The organism is Variovorax sp. Soil_C_12 (assembly GCF_057657375.1).
Map to the genome: position 1 here is coordinate 190,034 of NZ_JBDGIO010000010.1, position 16,754 is coordinate 206,787.

Annotated in this window: 16 protein-coding genes; 8 read left to right on the forward strand and 8 right to left on the reverse strand. The window is 70.6% G+C overall.

Annotated features, from left to right (window positions below):
• From AC3A6X_RS24955 to AC3A6X_RS24965, 3 genes are read left to right on the forward strand one after another with little or no spacing between them, the layout of a single operon-like run.
• Positions 1–1,065: a branched-chain amino acid ABC transporter permease gene (locus AC3A6X_RS24955; RefSeq protein ID WP_487844704.1), complete on the forward strand. Its 1,065-nt coding sequence runs from the start codon at positions 1–3 to the stop codon at positions 1,063–1,065.
• Positions 1,062–1,937: an alpha/beta fold hydrolase gene (locus AC3A6X_RS24960; protein ID WP_487844705.1), complete on the forward strand. Its 876-nt coding sequence runs from the start codon at positions 1,062–1,064 to the stop codon at positions 1,935–1,937. The genes AC3A6X_RS24955 and AC3A6X_RS24960 overlap by 4 nt, the downstream gene beginning before the upstream one ends.
• 46 nt (positions 1,938–1,983) lie before the next feature.
• Positions 1,984–2,490: a DUF1993 domain-containing protein gene (locus tag AC3A6X_RS24965; RefSeq protein ID WP_487844706.1), complete on the forward strand. Its 507-nt coding sequence runs from the start codon at positions 1,984–1,986 to the stop codon at positions 2,488–2,490.
• A gap of 13 nt (positions 2,491–2,503) precedes the next feature.
• Here AC3A6X_RS24965 and hemH read toward each other — a convergent pair whose 3' ends face one another.
• Positions 2,504–3,532, reverse strand: a complete 1,029-nt coding sequence (hemH, locus tag AC3A6X_RS24970; RefSeq protein ID WP_487844707.1) for a ferrochelatase — start codon at positions 3,530–3,532, stop codon at positions 2,504–2,506.
• A 15-nt stretch (positions 3,533–3,547) separates the two neighbouring features.
• On the opposite strand from hemH, the gene AC3A6X_RS24975 reads away from it, so the two are divergent.
• On the forward strand, positions 3,548–4,273 hold the full coding sequence (locus AC3A6X_RS24975; protein ID WP_487844708.1) for an HAD family hydrolase: 726 nt from the start codon (positions 3,548–3,550) through the stop codon (positions 4,271–4,273).
• Positions 4,274–4,285: 12 nt separating this feature from the next.
• Here AC3A6X_RS24975 and AC3A6X_RS24980 read toward each other — a convergent pair whose 3' ends face one another.
• The 4 genes from AC3A6X_RS24980 to AC3A6X_RS24995 form a co-directional block, all read right to left on the reverse strand.
• Entirely contained in the window at positions 4,286–4,774 is a 489-nt protein-coding gene (locus AC3A6X_RS24980) for a hypothetical protein (protein ID WP_487844709.1), read from the reverse strand.
• Between the two features lie 59 nt (positions 4,775–4,833).
• Complete coding sequence (locus AC3A6X_RS24985) at positions 4,834–5,514, reverse strand: C39 family peptidase (protein ID WP_487844710.1); 681 nt, start codon at positions 5,512–5,514, stop codon at positions 4,834–4,836.
• A 10-nt stretch (positions 5,515–5,524) separates the two neighbouring features.
• Positions 5,525–5,872, reverse strand: coding sequence for a hypothetical protein (locus tag AC3A6X_RS24990; protein WP_487844711.1), 348 nt, complete (start codon positions 5,870–5,872; stop codon positions 5,525–5,527).
• 83 nt (positions 5,873–5,955) lie between these two features.
• Complete coding sequence (locus AC3A6X_RS24995) at positions 5,956–7,242, reverse strand: hypothetical protein (protein WP_487844712.1); 1,287 nt, start codon at positions 7,240–7,242, stop codon at positions 5,956–5,958.
• 559 nt (positions 7,243–7,801) lie between these two features.
• On the opposite strand from AC3A6X_RS24995, the gene AC3A6X_RS25000 reads away from it, so the two are divergent.
• The gene (locus tag AC3A6X_RS25000; RefSeq protein ID WP_487844713.1) at positions 7,802–9,121 is read left to right on the forward strand and encodes an acetate kinase; all 1,320 of its coding nucleotides are present in this window, start codon (positions 7,802–7,804) and stop codon (positions 9,119–9,121) included.
• A 15-nt stretch (positions 9,122–9,136) separates the two neighbouring features.
• Positions 9,137–10,549, forward strand: a complete 1,413-nt coding sequence (locus AC3A6X_RS25005) for a sigma-54 interaction domain-containing protein (protein ID WP_487844714.1) — start codon at positions 9,137–9,139, stop codon at positions 10,547–10,549.
• Here the strand turns inward: AC3A6X_RS25005 and hpnE are convergent.
• The 3 genes from hpnE to hpnC are packed head-to-tail and all read right to left on the reverse strand — an operon-like array spanning position 10,483 to position 13,504.
• Complete coding sequence (hpnE, locus tag AC3A6X_RS25010; RefSeq protein ID WP_487844715.1) at positions 10,483–11,757, reverse strand: hydroxysqualene dehydroxylase HpnE; 1,275 nt, start codon at positions 11,755–11,757, stop codon at positions 10,483–10,485. The genes AC3A6X_RS25005 and hpnE overlap by 67 nt on opposite strands.
• Positions 11,754–12,593: a presqualene diphosphate synthase HpnD gene (gene hpnD, locus AC3A6X_RS25015; RefSeq protein WP_487844716.1), complete on the reverse strand. Its 840-nt coding sequence runs from the start codon at positions 12,591–12,593 to the stop codon at positions 11,754–11,756. The genes hpnE and hpnD overlap by 4 nt, the downstream gene beginning before the upstream one ends.
• Positions 12,590–13,504 (reverse strand): squalene synthase HpnC, encoded by a 915-nt coding sequence (gene hpnC / locus AC3A6X_RS25020; protein WP_487844717.1) that lies wholly within the window; start codon positions 13,502–13,504, stop codon positions 12,590–12,592. The genes hpnD and hpnC overlap by 4 nt, the downstream gene beginning before the upstream one ends.
• A 60-nt stretch (positions 13,505–13,564) precedes the next feature.
• Here hpnC and AC3A6X_RS25025 point away from each other — a divergent pair, with 60 nt between their 5' ends.
• Positions 13,565–15,478, forward strand: coding sequence for a potassium transporter Kup (locus tag AC3A6X_RS25025; protein ID WP_487844718.1), 1,914 nt, complete (start codon positions 13,565–13,567; stop codon positions 15,476–15,478).
• 96 nt (positions 15,479–15,574) lie between these two features.
• Positions 15,575–16,750, forward strand: a complete 1,176-nt coding sequence (locus AC3A6X_RS25030; RefSeq protein ID WP_487844719.1) for an efflux RND transporter periplasmic adaptor subunit — start codon at positions 15,575–15,577, stop codon at positions 16,748–16,750.
• Positions 16,751–16,754 lie beyond the last annotated feature (4 nt).

Sequence of the window (16,754 nt, forward strand, 5' to 3'; positions counted from 1 at the left end):
ATGCTGAATCGACTCCTGTCCAACGACCTGCCGCGCAGCCGCGTGCTGGCGGTGCTGCTGGTGGCGCTGCTCATCGCGCTGGCCTTTGCGCCCTTTATCTTCCCGGGCGTCAAGGCGCTGAGCGTGGCGGCCAAGGTGCTGGTGTTCATCGTGCTGGTCGCGAGCTTCGACCTGCTGCTGGGCTACACCGGCATCGTGAGCTTTGCCCATACGATGTTCTTCGGCATCGGCGCCTACGGCATCGCGATCTCGGCGACGCGGCTCGGGCCGGGCTGGGGCGCGGTGCTGCTGGGGCTGGGCGCGGCGCTCGTCGTGTCCCTGCTGCTGTCGCTGGCGATCGGGCTGTTCTCGCTGCGCGTGCGGGCGATCTTCTTCGCGATGATCACGCTGGCGGTGGCCTCGGCCTTTCAGACCCTGGCCTCGCAGCTGTCGGACTTCACCGGCGGCGAGGACGGGCTGACCTTCAAGCTGCCGGAGCTGATCTCGCCCAGCTTCGAGTTCGCCGAGGAGCCTTTCCTCGGCGTCTCGCTCGACGGCCGGCTGCTGTGCTACTACCTGCTCTTCGTCGCCGCGGTGGTGCTGGTGCTGGCGCTGCTGCGCATCGTGAATTCGCCCTTTGGCCGCGTGCTGCAGGCGATCCGCGAGAACGAGTTCCGCGCCGAGGCGATCGGCTACCGCGTGGTGGTCTACCGCACCACGGCCTCGGTGCTGTCGGCGCTCTTTGCCACGCTGGCCGGCGCGATGCTGGCGATCTGGCTGCGCTACAACGGGCCGGACACCTCGCTGTCCTTCGAGATCATGATCGACGTGCTGCTGATCGTGGTGATCGGCGGCATGGGCACGGTCTACGGCGCGGCCATCGGCGCCGCACTCTTCGTGGTGGCGCAGAGCTACCTGCAGGATCTGCTGCGCCTGGGCAACGAGGCCGTGAGCGGCGTGTCGTGGCTGGCGGCGCTGCTGTCGCCGGACCGCTGGCTGCTGTGGCTGGGCTTGCTCTTCGTGCTCTCGGTTTACTACTTCCCGACCGGCATCGTCGGCCGCTTACGAGCGAGGGCAAAGCGATGAATACACCGACTTCCAATTACCTCCAGATCGCCGGCCGCGAGATCCACTGGATGGACTGGGGCGGGCAGGGCGGCCCGGTGGTCATCGCCTGGCACGGCTTGGCGCGCACCTGCCGCGACATGGACGAGCTGGCCGTGCACTTCGCCGAGCGCGGCTTCCGCGTGATCTGCCCCGACACCATCGGCCGCGGGCTGAGCCAGTGGAGCCCGGTGCCCGACGACGAGTACCAGCAGGCCTTCTATGCCCGCCTCGCGGCCGGCCTGTGCGACGCGCTGGCGCTCGAGCGGGTGCACTGGGTCGGCACCTCGATGGGCGGCGCCATCGGCACGGTTTGCGCGGGCGGGCTGGTCGAGCCGCGCATGAAGGCGCGCATCGCCAGCCTGGTGCTCAACGACAACGCGCCGCAGATCGCCGATGCCGCCGTCGAGCGCATCCGCTCCTATGCCGGCCAGCCGCCGGCCTTCGACACCGTGGCCGAGCTCGAGGCCTTTTTCCGCACGGTCTACAAGCCCTACGGCTGGCTCAGCGACGCGCAGTGGCGGCGGCTCACGGAGACTTCGACCCGGCGCCTGCCCGACGGCCGCGTGACGCCGCACTACGACCCGGCCATGGTGCGACAGTTCGTCGTCCATCCGCAGGACTACGTGCTGTGGGCGCACTACGACGCGATCGAGGTGCCGGTGCTGTGCCTGCGCGGCGTGGACTCCGACCTGGTGCTGCGCGAGACGCTCACCGAGATGCAGCGCCGTGGACCCGGTGCGGCAGGCCGCCTGCAGACCATCGAGGTGCCGGGCTGCGGCCATGCGCCGGCGCTCAATGTGCCGGAGCATCTGGACCCGATCGAGGCCTTTATACGCACCGCCGGCATCTAAGCGGCAAGCTCGCCACAATCGACGCCGAATCAACTCGGAGTCATCGATGGCGATCTCGTTCTACGACATCTCGGTCCCGGTCTTCCTTCGCGGACTCGGCCAGCTTTCCCATCTGCTGGACAAGGGGCTCGCGCATGCGCAGGCCTCGGGCCTGGACCCTGCGGTGCTGGTCGATGCGCGGCTCGCACCCGACATGTACACGCTGGCCGGCCAGATCCAGAGCGCCAGCGACGCCTCCAAGCTGGGCACGGCGCGGATCGCCGGCCTCACGGCGCCGAGCTTTCCCGACACCGAGACGACCTACGCGGAACTGCAGGCCCGCGTCGCGAAAACCGTGGACTACCTGCAGAGCGTGGACCGCGCACTGGTCGACGGTTTCGAAGACCGGCCCGTCACGATGAAGGCCCGCGGCAACGAGCTCAACTTCACCGCGCAGCGCTACCTGCTGCAGTTCGCGCTGCCCAACTTCTTCTTCCACGTGACCACCGCCTACGACGTGCTGCGGCACAGCGGCGTGCCGCTGGGCAAGATGGACTACCTCGGCCGGTTCTGAGGCCTTCCCGATCTCAGGCCCGAGTGGGCCAGCCGCCCAGGTGACGCTCCGCGATCGCCGCCAGCGCGGTGATCCAGTCGCCACGGTCGTTGAGGCAGGGGATGTAGTGGAACGCCTTGCCGCCCGCGTGCAGGAAGGCGTCGCGCCCCTCGATCGCGATTTCTTCCAGCGTCTCCAGGCAGTCCGCCGGGAAGCCGGGGCACAGCACGTCGACGCGCGCGACGCCTGATGCGCCCAACTCGCGCAGCGTGGGCTCGGTGTAGGGCTCCAGCCATCTGGCGCGGCCAAAGCGCGACTGGAAGGTGATGCGGTAGTGCGACTGCGCGAGCTTCAGGCGCTCTGCCAGCAGCCGCGCGGTTGCGAGGCATTGAGCCTGGTAGGGATCGCCGAGGCGGATGTTGCGCTCGGGAATGCCGTGGAAGCTCATCAGCAGCCGGTCCGGCCGGCCATGGTGCTTCCAGTGGTCTTCGACGCTGTTCGCCAGCGCCTCGATGTAGAGCGGCTCGTCGTGGTAGTCGTTGACGAAGCGGAACGCCGGCACGCGGCGCATGCCCGCGCTCCAGGCGTTGATGGCGTCGATCACGCTGGCGGTGGTGGTGCCCGAGTACTGCGGGTAGGCCTGCAGCACCAGCACCCGCGTCGCGCCCTCGGCCTTGAGCGCATCGAGCTGCGCCGCGATGGAAGGCTGGCCGTAGCGCATGGCCTCGCGCACCGTCACGCGGTGGCCGCGCTCGCCCAGCCAGCCGGCCAGCAGCTTCGCCTGCTTCTGTGTCCAGACCTTGAGCGGCGCGCCCTCGGGCATCCAGATGCCGGCGTACTTGGCTGCGGACTTCGCGGGCCGCGTGCGCAGGATGATGCCGTGCAGGATCGGCGCCCACAGCGCCTTCGGGATCTCGACCACGCGCGGGTCGCCGAGGAAGTCGGCCAGGTAGGGCCGCAGCGCACGCGCGGTCGGTTCGTCGGGCGAGCCGAGGTTGCACCAGAGCACGGCGGTGCGCTCCTGGTCGGTCGCGGCAGCAGGAGCTTCGGGTCGAAAAGGCATGCGCTATTCTCGGCCATGGCCCTTGCGACCCTCGATCCCCTGGTGCTCGACGTGAAGCGCATCGCCGCGATCTCGCTCGACCTCGACGACACGCTCTGGCCCATCTGGCCCACCATCGAACGCGCCGAGCGCGTGCTCCACGAATGGCTGCTGCGCGAGGCGCCGAAGACCGCGAACCTGCTCATCACCCCCGGCGTCCTGCGCGAGCTGCGCGAAGCCACCGAGAAGGAGCGTTCCGACCTGGCCCATGACCTGAGCGCCCTGCGCCGCGAATCGATACGCACCGCGCTCAAGCGCGCGCACGAGGATCCGGCGCTGGCCGATCCGGCCTTCGAGGTCTTCTTCGCCGAGCGCCAGCGCGTGACGCTCTACGACGACGCCTTGCCCGCGCTCAAGTGGCTCAGCGAGCGCTACCCGCTGGTGGCGGTCTCCAACGGCAATGCCGACATCCACCTGGCCGGCGTGGGGCGTTGGTTCCGCGCCGCCTTCAGTGCCCGCGAGTTCGGCAGCGGCAAGCCGCACCCGGCGATCTTCCGCGCCGCCGCCGCCTCGGTCGGCCTGCTGCCGAAGGATGTGCTGCACGTGGGCGACGACGCAGCGCTTGACGTGGTGGGCGCACTAGGCGCCGGCATGCAGGCCGCCTGGCTGGTGCGCGAGGAGCGGCCCTGGGAGCACGGCGCGCGGCCGCAGCTGATCGTGCCGAACCTGCGTGCGCTGTGCATGGCCCTCGAGGCCGACTGACCGCTCCCCCGCTCAGCGGCCTGTTGCCGAACGGTTCAGCGCATCGCTGAGCGTGTCCTGGATGTTGAGGTTCTTGATCATGCCCATCGCGTTGCTGCGGGCGTCGATCACGGTCTGGTTCACGATGTGCTGGTTGCTCAGCGTGTTCTGGATGATGGTGCCGGTGCCGTTGGCCAGCACGTCCGGCGCGACGCTGTTGCCTGGCCCGACCTGGACCAGGTTCAGCGCCGCCATCTGCTGGGCGAGCTGGGTGGCCTGCACCGGCGTCAGGTCGGCGACGCGGCCGAAATTGAGCGAGGTCTGCGTCACCAGGTCGCCGTTGACGTAGACGGCGCGCGTGATGCCGAAGCTCACCAGCAGGCCGCCGCCGACGTCGAAGCCGCCGCGCAGGCGGTCCAGCGTGCGGTCGCTCACCGCTTCCCAAATGGCTTCGGCACGCGCCGGCAGGGCTGAACCCAGGCCGAGCAGGGCACACAGCAGGAGCGGTGCGACCCATTTCATAAGGCAGTCTTCGCCTTCGGCTTCGGTGCGAGCCCCTTCGGGCGGCCGTGCGGGGCTCATCAGAACTCTCCCGGCCCGAGCTTGGGCAGGGCGATGCCGGCCATGCCATCGCGGCTGAGGCCCTCGCCCAGCGGCGCGCGCGGCGCCGCGCGCCAGTCGGCGGCGAGGTTGAAGCGCGCCTTTTCCATCTGGTTGTGGATCACGAACAGCAGGCCGTTCTTCCAGATCGCCTCGAAAGCCTCGCGCCGCATTGCGCGCGTGCCCAGGGCCGGGTCGCCGATCAGCACGCGGTCGGGCTGCACGCCCTTGACCACCACGAAATGGTGGTAGCCGTTCTCGTTGATCAGCACGATGGCGGGAATGCGCGCCTCGTTGAGCTTGTCCAGCGGCTGCTCGAAGCCGTCGGCCTGGAAGCCGTGAGCCGCCAGGAAGTTCTTCATGTCGAGCAGCGAGAAGCCCTCGCGGTGGATTTTCTGGCGGTCGCCGCCCGCGTACATCCGCTCGAACACGACCTGCTCCGTGACCGGATAGCCGTAGTGGTGCGTGAGCAGGGTCGCGAGCGCAGCCGAGCCGCAGGAGAAGTCGTACTTCTGCAGCAGCGTGCCGGCCAGCCGCGCCTGGCGCATGCTGGTGACCGGCATGATGACGTCGCCCCCGCCCATGGCCGGCAGATGCGCGAGCTGGCCCGCGGCCGGGCCGGCCATGGCGAGGAAGGCGAGGGTGAGCAGCAGGCTGCGCATGCGCTCCCCCTCAGTTCATCTGCAGGTGCAGGATCACCGCGTTCTGGATCAGCACGTTCGCGCCGGTGTTCTGGATCACCACCGGCAGGCCGTTCATGTTGGCGAAGGAGCCCGAGCTGATGGCGTTGCTGCCGGTCGTGACGTTGCGCGCCGTGTTGTCGGCCGTGACGCCGCTCAGCTCCATGTCGTTGTGCACCGCCTGGCCGCCGCGCGAGCGGTCCAGCATCGCCGAGTCGACGGGCTTCCAGAGCGTGCCCGCGTTCTTCGGCGTCACCGATGTCTGCGCCGCGGCCGTGCCTGCCAGTACGAAGGCCAGCAGGGCCGGGCCGGCGGACCGGAAGCGTTCGATGGGTCTCATGGTGTCTCCCCCGGTGGATGACGGGCAGCCGCCCGTGCGGCCCGCATCGCTGCAGGCCGCGCGGACCTTGCCCGCTCTCTCGCCTAACGTCCCACGGCCAGGTTGGCCTGCACATTCACGCTCTGCTGGACCAGCGATGCGAAGCCGCTGTTCTGGTTCGCGATCATGATGCCGGCCGCCGACTGCCCGACGCTCGTCATGGTGTTGGACATGTTGAACGTGCCGGCGTTGACCGTGTTGGTCCCGCCCGCGCCGCCCGTGCCGCCTTCACCCACGCCGCCGGTGCCGCCCGCCGCGGTGTTCGTGCCGCCGCTGCCCGCGCCGCCTGCACCACCGGTGCCGCTGCCGCCCGAGCCGCCGCTGCCCGCGGTGTTGTTGCCGTTGCTGGCGCTGCCGTTCGTGGCGCTGCCGTTGGTCGCCGGGCCGCCGGCGCCGCCGGTGCCCGCGCCGCCCGTGCGGCTGCCGCTGTTGGTGCTGGTCGCCGTGCCGCCCGCACCGCCTGCCCCACCGGCCGCGCCCGCTGCCGACGCCGACGAGTTGCCCGCGCCGCCCGCGCCGCCTGCGCCGGTCGTGCCGCCGGTGCCCGCGCCACCCGTGCGGCTGCCGGCGCTGGTGCTGTCCGTCGTGTCGCCCCCACCGACCGCGCCGCCCGTGCCATTGGCATTGCCCGACGAGCCGCCATAGCCGCCGCGGCCGCCCGCCGCCGCTGCGTCTGCCGCGCCGTCGCCGCCGCCGGCGCCGTTCGCACGCACGAAGCCGCTGGCATTCAGGCCATTCGCGCCGCCACCGCTGCCCCAGCCGCCGTCGCCCGCGCTGGCGCTGCCGTTGGTCGCGCTGCCATGGCTGATCGCGCCATTGGAGGCGCTGCCGCCGGCCGCACCCACCGCGCCGTTGCCGACCGCGCCGTTGCCGCCCTGGCCGCTGCCGTTGGCCTGGCCGCCGCGACCCACGCCGCCGTAGCCGCCGTTACCGGTGCCACCGCGGGCCGAGCCGGTGTTGTAGGCCTGGTTGCCGATGTTGTAGATGCTGTTGCCGGTCACCGCGCCGTTGAGGTTGCTGCTGGCGGTCGCCTTCGTCACGTTGAAGGCGTTGCTGAAGGTGCCGGTGGAGCCGTTGTTGAGCGCGGCCGAGCGCGCGGCGTTGGCATAGGCGCCGCCCGAATCCTTGTTGGTGCTGCTGTCCGTGTGGGTGCTCGTGCGCGAGCTGCTGCTCGTACGCGTGCTGGTGCTGGTGGAGGTGCTGGTATTGCTGCTCGTGTTGTCCCCACCGTCGGTCAACTGGACCGCGAGCTGGCCGGTGTCGTTGGCGAGCGCCATGCCGCTGAACCCGAATGCAACCGTCAGGGCCGAGGCCAGGAGTGTCTTCTTCATAGGGTCTCCTCAAACTGTGGATGGACGAAAGCTCGGATGAATTGCGTTGCCGCAAAACGGAAGGCTCGGTGCAACTTCGATGCCAGCTGCGTCGACTTGTAGCGGAGCGTTGCTCTTTCAGAGAGGAAATGAGAATGCCGGGCGGGCCGTGCGCGGACGCCGTACAGGCGTGAGAGCCCTTGCGAATCGCGATGTGTCACGGCGCCTTGACGGTCGGGCCGGCGACGCGGGAGGCAACGTTGTGCGTTTGACTCGACGGCCGCGGAGGGCTGCCGACTGCGCTATGCCCTTCGGCCGTCTCATCGCTGTGACAGGCTTGCGAGGGCGATCACGGCGTCGCGTGTGCCGTATCGCGTGCAATGCGAGGCCAGTCAAGCGGGCGAGGATTCCGGTCCTGGCGGATGGGCGAATGCGCAGTGCATCAGATGTGAGACACCCCCTGCGTCGCGGAAGCTTCATCATTACTTTTGTTTTCACCTTGCATCTTGCAGCGATTTGTAAGATGCGTTTACGCTCCGGCGCGACAACACCCCCGGCGACAGCAACAAGGGAGGGTTACATGGAGAAGAGTCACCCGCGCAGAACGCTGACGTTCCTCGCCTGTTCCTCGATGATCATGTCCGGGGCGGCCGCGCAAGCGCAAGGCGGCGCAGGCGCCCGGACGCCGAGCACCACCAAGCGCATCGAGGCCCTGCAGCAGCAGCTGCAGGAGCAGGGCCGGCAGATCGATTCGCTGCGGCAGCAGGCGCAGGAACAGGAGGCCCGCTATCGCGAGCTGCAAGAGCGCCTGCAGACCCAGGAAGCACGCAGCGCGCCGCCGCGGCCGCCCGAAGGCGCAGCCCCTGCGGCCACGGCCGAGGCAGCGCCCGATACCGGAACAAGGCCCGTGCGCGTCGGCGTGGCCCCGAGCGTCGAAGGGCCTGCAATGCCCGAGGTCGCGCCGCTGTTCGACCAGCCCGGCATCCTCACGCCCCGCGGCAAGTTCGTCTTCGAGCCTTCGCTGCAGTACGCGTACTCGTCGAACAACCGGGTCGCGCTGGTGGGCTACACCGTCATCCCCGCCTTGCTGATCGGGCTGGTCGACGTGCGGGAGGTCAAGCGCAACACATTGACGGCGGCCGTCACCGGCCGCTGGGGCGTCACCAACCGGCTCGAGCTCGAGGCCAAGGTCCCTTACGTCTACCGCTCCGACTCGACCATCAGCCGCGAGATCTTCACCGGCTCTGCCAACGAGCGCGTGTTCGACACCCGCGGCAACGCGCTCGGCGACGTCGAGCTGGCGGCGCGCTACCAGCTCAACGAGGGCAAGGGCAACTGGCCCTACATGGTCGGCTCGATGCGCTTCAAGACCCGCACCGGCAAGGACCCCTTCGAGGTGGTCACCGACTGCGTCACGCGCTGCATCGGCAACACCACCGGCACCGGCCTGCCGCTGGATCTGCCCACAGGCTCCGGCTTCTACTCGCTGCAGGCGGGCCTGACGTGGCTGCTGCCCTCCGACCCGGCGGTGTTCTTCGGCAGCTTCACCTACACCTGGAACTACGGCCGCGACAACCTCAGCCGCCTGGTGCTCAACGGCGAGCGGGAGTTCATCGGCGAGGTGAAGCCCGGCAATATCTTCGGCATGAACTTCGGGATGGGACTGGCGCTCAACGAGCGCTCGTCCTTCAGCGTCGGCTTCGAGCTGAACTCCATCGGCAAGACCCGGCAGAACGGCTTGCCGGTCGTGACCTCGGTGCGCACGCAACTCGGGTCGCTGCTCCTGGGCTATGCCTACCGCATCAACGACAAGACCTCGCTGAACGTCACCGTGGGAGCGGGGCTGACGCGCGACACGCCCGATCTCACCCTGACCGTGCGGGTGCCGATTTCGTTCTAGGCTTCAGGAGCACACATGGCCCATCGGAGCCTGCTTTACGTCGCGCTCGGCGGCGAGGCGCGCGAGCTGCGCGAGCAGTTGCTCGCCGGCGGCTGGGAGTTCGCGCAGGCGGCAGACCTGGCGGCGGCGAGCCGCCTGCAGGCCCATCGACGCTTCCCGGTCGCGCTGCTGGCGATCGGCGATTCGCTGCCGGTGCCGGAGACGGCGATCGAGGCCTGCGTCAACGCCTCCAACGGCACGGAGTGGGTGGCGGTGTGCGAGCCGCCCGCACTGGAGTCGCCGGCCTTTTGCGACCTGGTGCTCGGCTACTTCTTCGACCATGCGCCCTTGCCGCTGGACGCGCGCGAGCTGATGGTGATGCTGGAGCATGCCAGCCGCCGTGCGCTGCTGCGGCGCCGGCACGAGACCCGGATGCATGCGGCCGACACGCTGGGCATGGTCGGGCAGGGCCCCGCCATCACGCGCCTGCGCCAGCAGATCCGCCGCGTGGCCGCGACCGATGCGCCGGTGCTGATCGGCGGCGAAAGCGGCAGCGGCAAGGAGCTGGCGGCGCGCGCCATCCATCAATGCTCGCTGCGCTCGGCCGGGCCCTTCGTGGCGGTGAACTGCGGCGCGATCTCGCCCACGCTGATCCAGTCCGAGCTGTTCGGCCATGAGCGCGGCGCCTTCACCGGCGCTTCCTCGGAGCGTCGCGGGCTGATCGAGGCGGCCAATGGCGGCACCGTCTTCCTCGACGAGATCGGCGACCTGCCGCTGGAGCTGCAGACCAACCTGCTGCGCTTCCTGCAGGAGAAGACCATCAGCCGCGTGGGCGGCGTGCGCAGCCTGCGGGTGGATGTGCGGGTGCTGGCCGCGTCGCACGTGGACCTGGCGGAGGCCGTGGCCGTCGGCCAGTTCCGCGACGACCTGTTCTACCGGCTCAACGTGCTGTCCATCGAGCTGACGCCGCTGCGCCGCCGGATGGAAGACGTGCCGATGCTCGCCGAGCACTTCTTCCAGTCCTGCGCGGGCAGCGGCAAGACGCGCGTGAAGGGCTTCAGCCGGCAGGCGCTGGCGGCCCTGATGGCGCACGGCTGGCCCGGCAATGTGCGCGAGCTCTACAACCGCGTGCAGCGGGCGGTGGTGATGAGCGAGATGCGACTGATCGGCCCGGCCGACCTCGGGCTGGCGGAGGTGGAGAGCCCGGCGTGCCTGGAGCTGGATGCGGCCCGCACCCTGGCCGAGCGCGATGCCATCTGCCTCACGCTGACGCGCGTCGGGCGCAACGTCACGCGGGCCGCGCGCGAGCTCGGCGTGTCGCGCATGACGCTGTATCGCCTGATGGACAAGCACAGCATCGCGACGGGCGCGCCGCAGGTTCCCTATACGGGGCCCAAGCCGCCCGCGGCCTTGCCGCTGCGCACCGCGCCTTCGATCGTCGCCGGGTAGGGGCCCTCGACGTAGTCGCCGCAGGCCACGAGGCCGGGGGCGATGCGCGCCGGCGGGCGTTCGAGCCCCGGCGTGCAGGCGAAGGTGGCGCGCTTCTCGACCACCGTCAGCACCGGCTGCAGGCCGGCGAGGCCCAGTTGCTCGCGCGCCTGCGCCAAAACCTGCTGCTGCAGCGCCTCGCGTTCCTCGCTGCTGGCGCTGACCACGAAGCTCAGCAAGCCCGGCGGGCCACCGAGCTGGCCGCGGTCGAAGACGAACTGCGCGGGCGCGCCGGCGGACGATCGCAGCGCGAGCATCGGCGCGGACAGTGCCGGGCCGCCGGTGACGTAGACGGTGGCGATGGCTTCGTGCGCCAGCGCCTGGGCCGATTGCGACCAGGCCGCGGCTTCGAGCAGGCCGGCCCCGGCGGCCAGGCGCGCGGCTTCCCAGGGCGGGCAGGCGAGCACCACGCGGTCGAAGCGCTCGCCGTCGGCCAGCCAGCCCGTGGTGTCGCGGGCGATGGCCTGCACGCGCGTGCCGGCCAGAACGCGCGTTCCGTGCTGCGCCAGCCAGCGCGCCGCCGCGTCGGGCAGCAGGGCGCCGAGGTCGACGCGGGGCAACAGCAGGTCGGCGCCGCCGCGTTCGGTGAAGAGGGCGTCGTGCAGCACGCGCAGGAAGACCTGGCCGCTGGCGTGTTCGACGGGGGTGTTGAGGGCCGAGATGCACAGCGGCTCGATGAGCTCGCCCCGCACGCGCGGCGTCAGGCCGGCGCACAGCTGGGCGACGGACGTCGACGGATCGCAGAGGAAGCCGCCCGCGCGCCAGGCGAGCGCGCTGCGCAGCAACGCGGCCTTGTCGCGCCAGGACCAGCCGCGCGCGCCGAGGATGCCGGCCAAGAGGTCCAGCGGCGGCGGCCAGCCCGGCGGCACCGCCAGGCCGCCGCCGTCGGCGAAGCGCAACCGCAGCGGCATGCGGTGCAGCACGGCCGCAGGATCGATGCCCAGCTCGCGCATCAGGCCCAGGGTCGCGCTGTAGGCGCCGATCAGGATGTGCTGGCCGTTGTCGAGCAGGACCGGCGCGCCGCCCGGCAGCTGCGCAGGCAGCGCCCGCGCGCGGCCGCCGAGGGTGCGCGCGGCCTCGAACACGGTCACCGCGTGGCCGGCGCGCGTGGCCTCGATGGCGCAGGCCAGGCCGGCCCAGCCGGCGCCGATGATTCCGATCGTCTTCACAACCTGCCGAGGGCCTGCACGCGCCACGCCAGCCACAGCTTGCGCAACGGCGTCAGGCTCACGCGCTGGTCCAGCACCCGGAAGTCGTCGCGCTCGATCTCGCGCAGCAGGGTGCGGTAGATGCTGGCCATCATCAGGCCCGGCTTCTGCGCGCGCCGGTCGGCTGCGGGCAGCAGGGCGAGCGCCTCGTCGTAGGCTGCGTGGGCGCGCTCGGCCTGGAACTTCATCAGGGCGACGAAGCGCTCCGAATGCAGGCGGTTGAGCACCTCGTGCGCCTTGACGTCGAACTGCTGCAGCTCGTTGACCGGCAGGTAGATGCGCCCGCGCAGCGCGTCCTCGCCGACGTCGCGGATGATGTTGGTCAGCTGCAGGGCCAGGCCCAGCTTGTGGGCGTAGGCGGTGGTCTGTGCGTCGGTCTGGCCGAAGATGCGCGCCGCGCCTTCGCCCACCACGCCGGCCACCAGGTGGCAGTAGCGCTTGAGGGCCGCGAAGTCGAGGTAGCGGGTCTGGTCCAGGTCCATCTGGCAGCCGTCGATCACCTCGTGCAGCTGGCGCGCCTCGATGCCGTAGGTGCCGGCGTGGGGCATCAGCGCCTGCATCACCGGATGCTGCGGATGGCCGTCGAAGGCCTGCGCGACTTCCTTGCGCCACCAGGCCAGCTTGGTGGCGGCGACGCCGGGGTCGCTGACCTCGTCGACCACGTCGTCGACCTCGCGGCAGAAGGCGTAGAAGGCGGTGATGGCGGCGCGCCGCGGCTTGGGAAGGAAGAGGAAGGCGTAATAGAAGCTGCTGCCCGAGGCGGCCGCCTTGTCCTGGACGTACTGCTCGGGCGTCATCGTGGAAAACTCGTCATCGCGGGCGATTGTCTCCGCATCCGCAGGGCGCGCCAGGCGAGAAGCGGTGCATCGGCCTTGCCGATGGTCGGGCGCTGCGACCAGGTATCGAAGCCCAGGGCCTCGATCTTGTCGAGGATTCGCAGGCCGCCTTGCACGACGAAGCGCAGCTCCCAGCCGGCGCGGCCCGGCAGGCGATGCACGAGCGGGGCGCCTTCGTTCATGAGGTCGCGGGCCCAGGCCACTTGGGCTGAAACCAGCGCGATGGCGGATGGCGGCGGCGCGGACGCCGCCAGCGGCCTGAAGCCGCGGAAGTCCTCCGCCGCGAGGCCATGCGACGCGACTTCGGCCGCGGGCAGGTAGTAGCGGCCGCGCGGGAGGTCGACGCTCAGGTCCTGCCAGAAATTGATCAGCTGCAGGGCGCTGCAGATGGCGTCGCTCCGGGCGAGGGCGCGGGCGTCGTCCACGCCGTAGAGATGCAGCAGCAGCCGGCCGATCGGGTTGGCCGAGCGGCGGCAGTAGTCGAGCAGTTCGGCGCGGTCGGCATAGCCGGCGGCGTCGCGGGTCTTCTCGATGTCCTGCATGAAGGCCGAGAGCAGGTCGGCCAGCAAGGACTCGGGCAGGGCGAAGTCGCGCATCGCCTGCGCGAGCGGGCCGAAGACCTCGGGCCAGCGCGGCGAAGGCGCGGCGCCGCGGGCCGCGGCGGCGAGCTCGGCGCGAAAGGCATGCAGGTCCTCGAGGCGCTGGGCCGCAGCGGCCGCGCCCTCGTCGGCGATGTCGTCGGCCGTGCGGGCGAAGCCGTAGATCGCCGCGATGGGCGGCCGCAGCCGCGGCGGGCACAGCCAGGAGGCGACCGGAAAATTCTCGTAGTGGGTGGGCGCCGCAGCGGCGGCCGGGTAGGGCGTGGAAGGCACGCGCCGGATTGTCGTGTACCGCGCAGTACGATCGTCGCGCCGCAGCCACCCCCCTTTGTCATGACCTCTCCCGCGCAGACGCTGAGCCCCGCCGATCCCGGCACGCACGCCAAGGCCGGGCCCGGCCTGATGATCGCGGCGCTCGGCGTGGTCTTCGGCGACATCGGCACCTCGCCGCTCTATGCCTTCAAGGAGACGCTCAATCCCGACCATGGGGTGGCCTTCTCGCCGGATGCGGTGCTGGGCCTGCTGTCGCTGATCTTCTGGGGCCTGATGTTCGTGGTGACGCTGAAGTACGTGGTCTTCGTGCTGCGCGCCGACCACGACGGCGAGGGCGGCATCCTGGCGCTGCAGGCGCTGGCGCGCAACGCAGTCGCCGGGACTGGGATGCGGCCCTGGGGCTGGAAGGCGATCGGGGCCTTGGGCCTGGTCGGCGCCGCGATGTTCTACGGCGACAGCCTGATCACGCCGGCGATCTCGGTGCTCTCGGCGGTCGAGGGCCTGGAAGTCGAGGCGCATGCGCTCAAGCCCTTCGTGATCCCGATCACCCTTGTGATCCTGGTCGGCCTGTTCGCGGTGCAGCGCCAGGGCACCGGCGTGGTGGGCAAGGTCTTCGGCCCGGTGATGCTGCTGTGGTTCCTGGTGATCGGGCTGGCGGGCCTATGGCAGGTGCTGCAGCAGCCGCAGGTGCTGGCCGCCCTCGATCCGCGCCGGGCGGCGGGCTTTCTGCTGACGCACCATGCGCAGTCGCTGGCGGTGCTGGGCGCCGTGTTCCTGGCCTTCACGGGCGGCGAGGCGCTGTATGCCGACATGGGGCATTTCGGCGCCCGCCCGATCCGCCTGGCCTGGATGTTCCTGGCCCTGCCGGGGCTGGCGCTCAACTACTTCGGGCAGGGCGCGCTGGTGCTGGCCAATCCGGCGGCGGTCGACAACCCCTTCTTCCGGATGTTCCCAAGCTGGAGCGTGTTGCCGATGGTGGTGCTGGCCGCGATGGCCACGGTGATCGCCTCGCAGGCGGTGATCTCGGGCGCCTTCTCGCTGACCGCGCAGGCCATGCGCATGGGCTACCTGCCGCGCATGCGGGTGGTCCAGACCTCGGGCGAGGCCATCGGCCAGATCTACGTGCCGTCCGTCAACTGGCTGCTGATGGCCGGCGTGCTGGCGCTGGTGCTGGGGTTCCGCAGCTCCAGCGCCCTGTCGGCGGCCTATGGCATCGCGGTCTCGGTCACGATGGTCACGACCACGCTGCTGGCCGGCGTGGTGGCCTTCAAGCTGTGGCACTGGAACCGCGTGGCGGTGGTGCTGGGCGTGCTGGCCTTCGCGGCGGTCGACCTGGGCTTCGTGGTGGCCAACAGCCTCAAGATCCACGAGGGCGGCTGGCTCACGCTGGCGGTGGCCGCGTTCACGCTGCTGATCTTCACCACCTGGGCCAAGGGACGGCGCCTGGGCCTGGCGGCCGCGGCGGCGCAGCAGGTGCCGCTCGAGCCCTTCGTCGAGTCGCTGGCGCTCAGCATGCCGCACCGGGTGCATGGCACGGCGGTCTTCCTCAACCCGGACATCGATGCGGTGCCGCATGCGCTGCTGCACAACCTCAAGCACAACCAGGTGCTGCACGAGCAGGTGATCCTGCTGCGCGTGGAGGCCCGCGATACGCCGCGCGTCGACGCGCAGCAGCGCATCGACGCTCGCTTCATGGGCCACGGCATCTGGGCCATGACGGCGCGCCACGGCTTCATGGAGCGGGCCAACGTGCCCGAGTTCATCCGCATCCTGGCCTATCAGAAGACGCTGGCGATCGAGTCGATGAGCACCTCCTACTTCGTCTCGCGCGCCACGCTGGGCGACAAGCCGCTGCCGGGCATGAACCCGGTGCGCCGGGCGCTGTTTGCGTGGATGCAGCGCAACGCGGGGCGGGCCTCGGACTACTTCGGCATCCCCGGCAACAGCCTGGTCGAGCTGGGTCAGCGGACCTGAGTCCCCTTCGCGCGTCATTGACAGCGGTTCGCGTTTACCCTAAATTACTAACCGGCCGGTCAGTAATGACCCCGATCGTTTTGCCTAGGGTGCTCCATGACCGCGTCATCCGCTTCTCCCGCCTTCCGTCACGCCGGCCTCCTGCTTGTGGCCGCCCTTGCGCTCGCGGGTTGTTCCCGCCCCCAGCCCGCTGAGGAGCCGCTGCGCGCAGTCAAGGTGATGGCGGTGGGCACCAGCGCCTACGGCAGCGAGCCGGAGTTCTCCGCCGAGGTGCGGGCCCGCGTCGAATCGCGGCTGGGCTTCCGCGTGGCGGGCAAGATCACCCGCCGGCAGGCCGAGCTCGGCCAGCAGGTGAAGGCCGGCCAGGTGCTGGCGCAGCTCGATCCGCAGGACTACCGGCTGGCGGCCGAGGCCGCGCGGGCCCAGCACGCCGCCGCGCTGACCAACCGCGACCTGGCCCAGGCCGATCTCAAGCGCTACCGCGGCCTGCGCGAGCAGAACTTCATCAGCGCCGCCGAGCTGGAGCGGCGCGACAGCACCTACAAGGCGGCCCAGGCCCAGCTCGAGCAGGCGCAGGCGCAGATGTCCTCGCAGGGCAACCAGGCGCAGTACACGACGCTGGTGGCCGACGTGCCGGGGATCATTACCGCGATCGAGGCCGAGCCGGGCCAGGTGGTGACGGCCGGCACGCCGGTCGTGCGCATCGCGCAGGACGGCGCGCGCGACGTGGTGTTCTCGGTGCCGGAAGACCGCGCCGCGTTGGTCAAGCCGGGCTCGGCGGTGGCGGTGCGCGGCTGGTCCGACGGCAAGGAGATGGAGGGCAAGGTGCGCGAGGTGGCGGCCAGCGCCGACGCGGTGACGCGCACCTACACCGTCAAGGTCGCCATCGACGCTGCCACGGCGCCGGCCCTGGGTGCCACCGTCTTCGCCCGGCCGCAGGCGCTGTCGCGCAGCGGCACGCCGGTGCTGAAGCTGCCGACCAGCGCGCTGCGCCAGGAAGGCAAGGGCAGCGCGGTCTGGGTGCTCGACAAGGCCAGCATGACGGTGCGCTCGCAACCGGTGCAGGTGGCCACGGCGGATGGCAACGAGGCGGTGATCGGCAGCGGCCTCACGCCGGGGATGCTGGTGGTGGTGGCCGGCGTGCACGTGCTGTCGCCGGGGCAGAAGGTGTCGATCTACCGCGAGAAAACGGCGGCGCCCGCTGGGGCTGCGGCGGTGCAGGAGGCCGTGAACGCGCCGGGCCAGGTCACCCCGGTTTCCTCCACCCGCTGAGGAC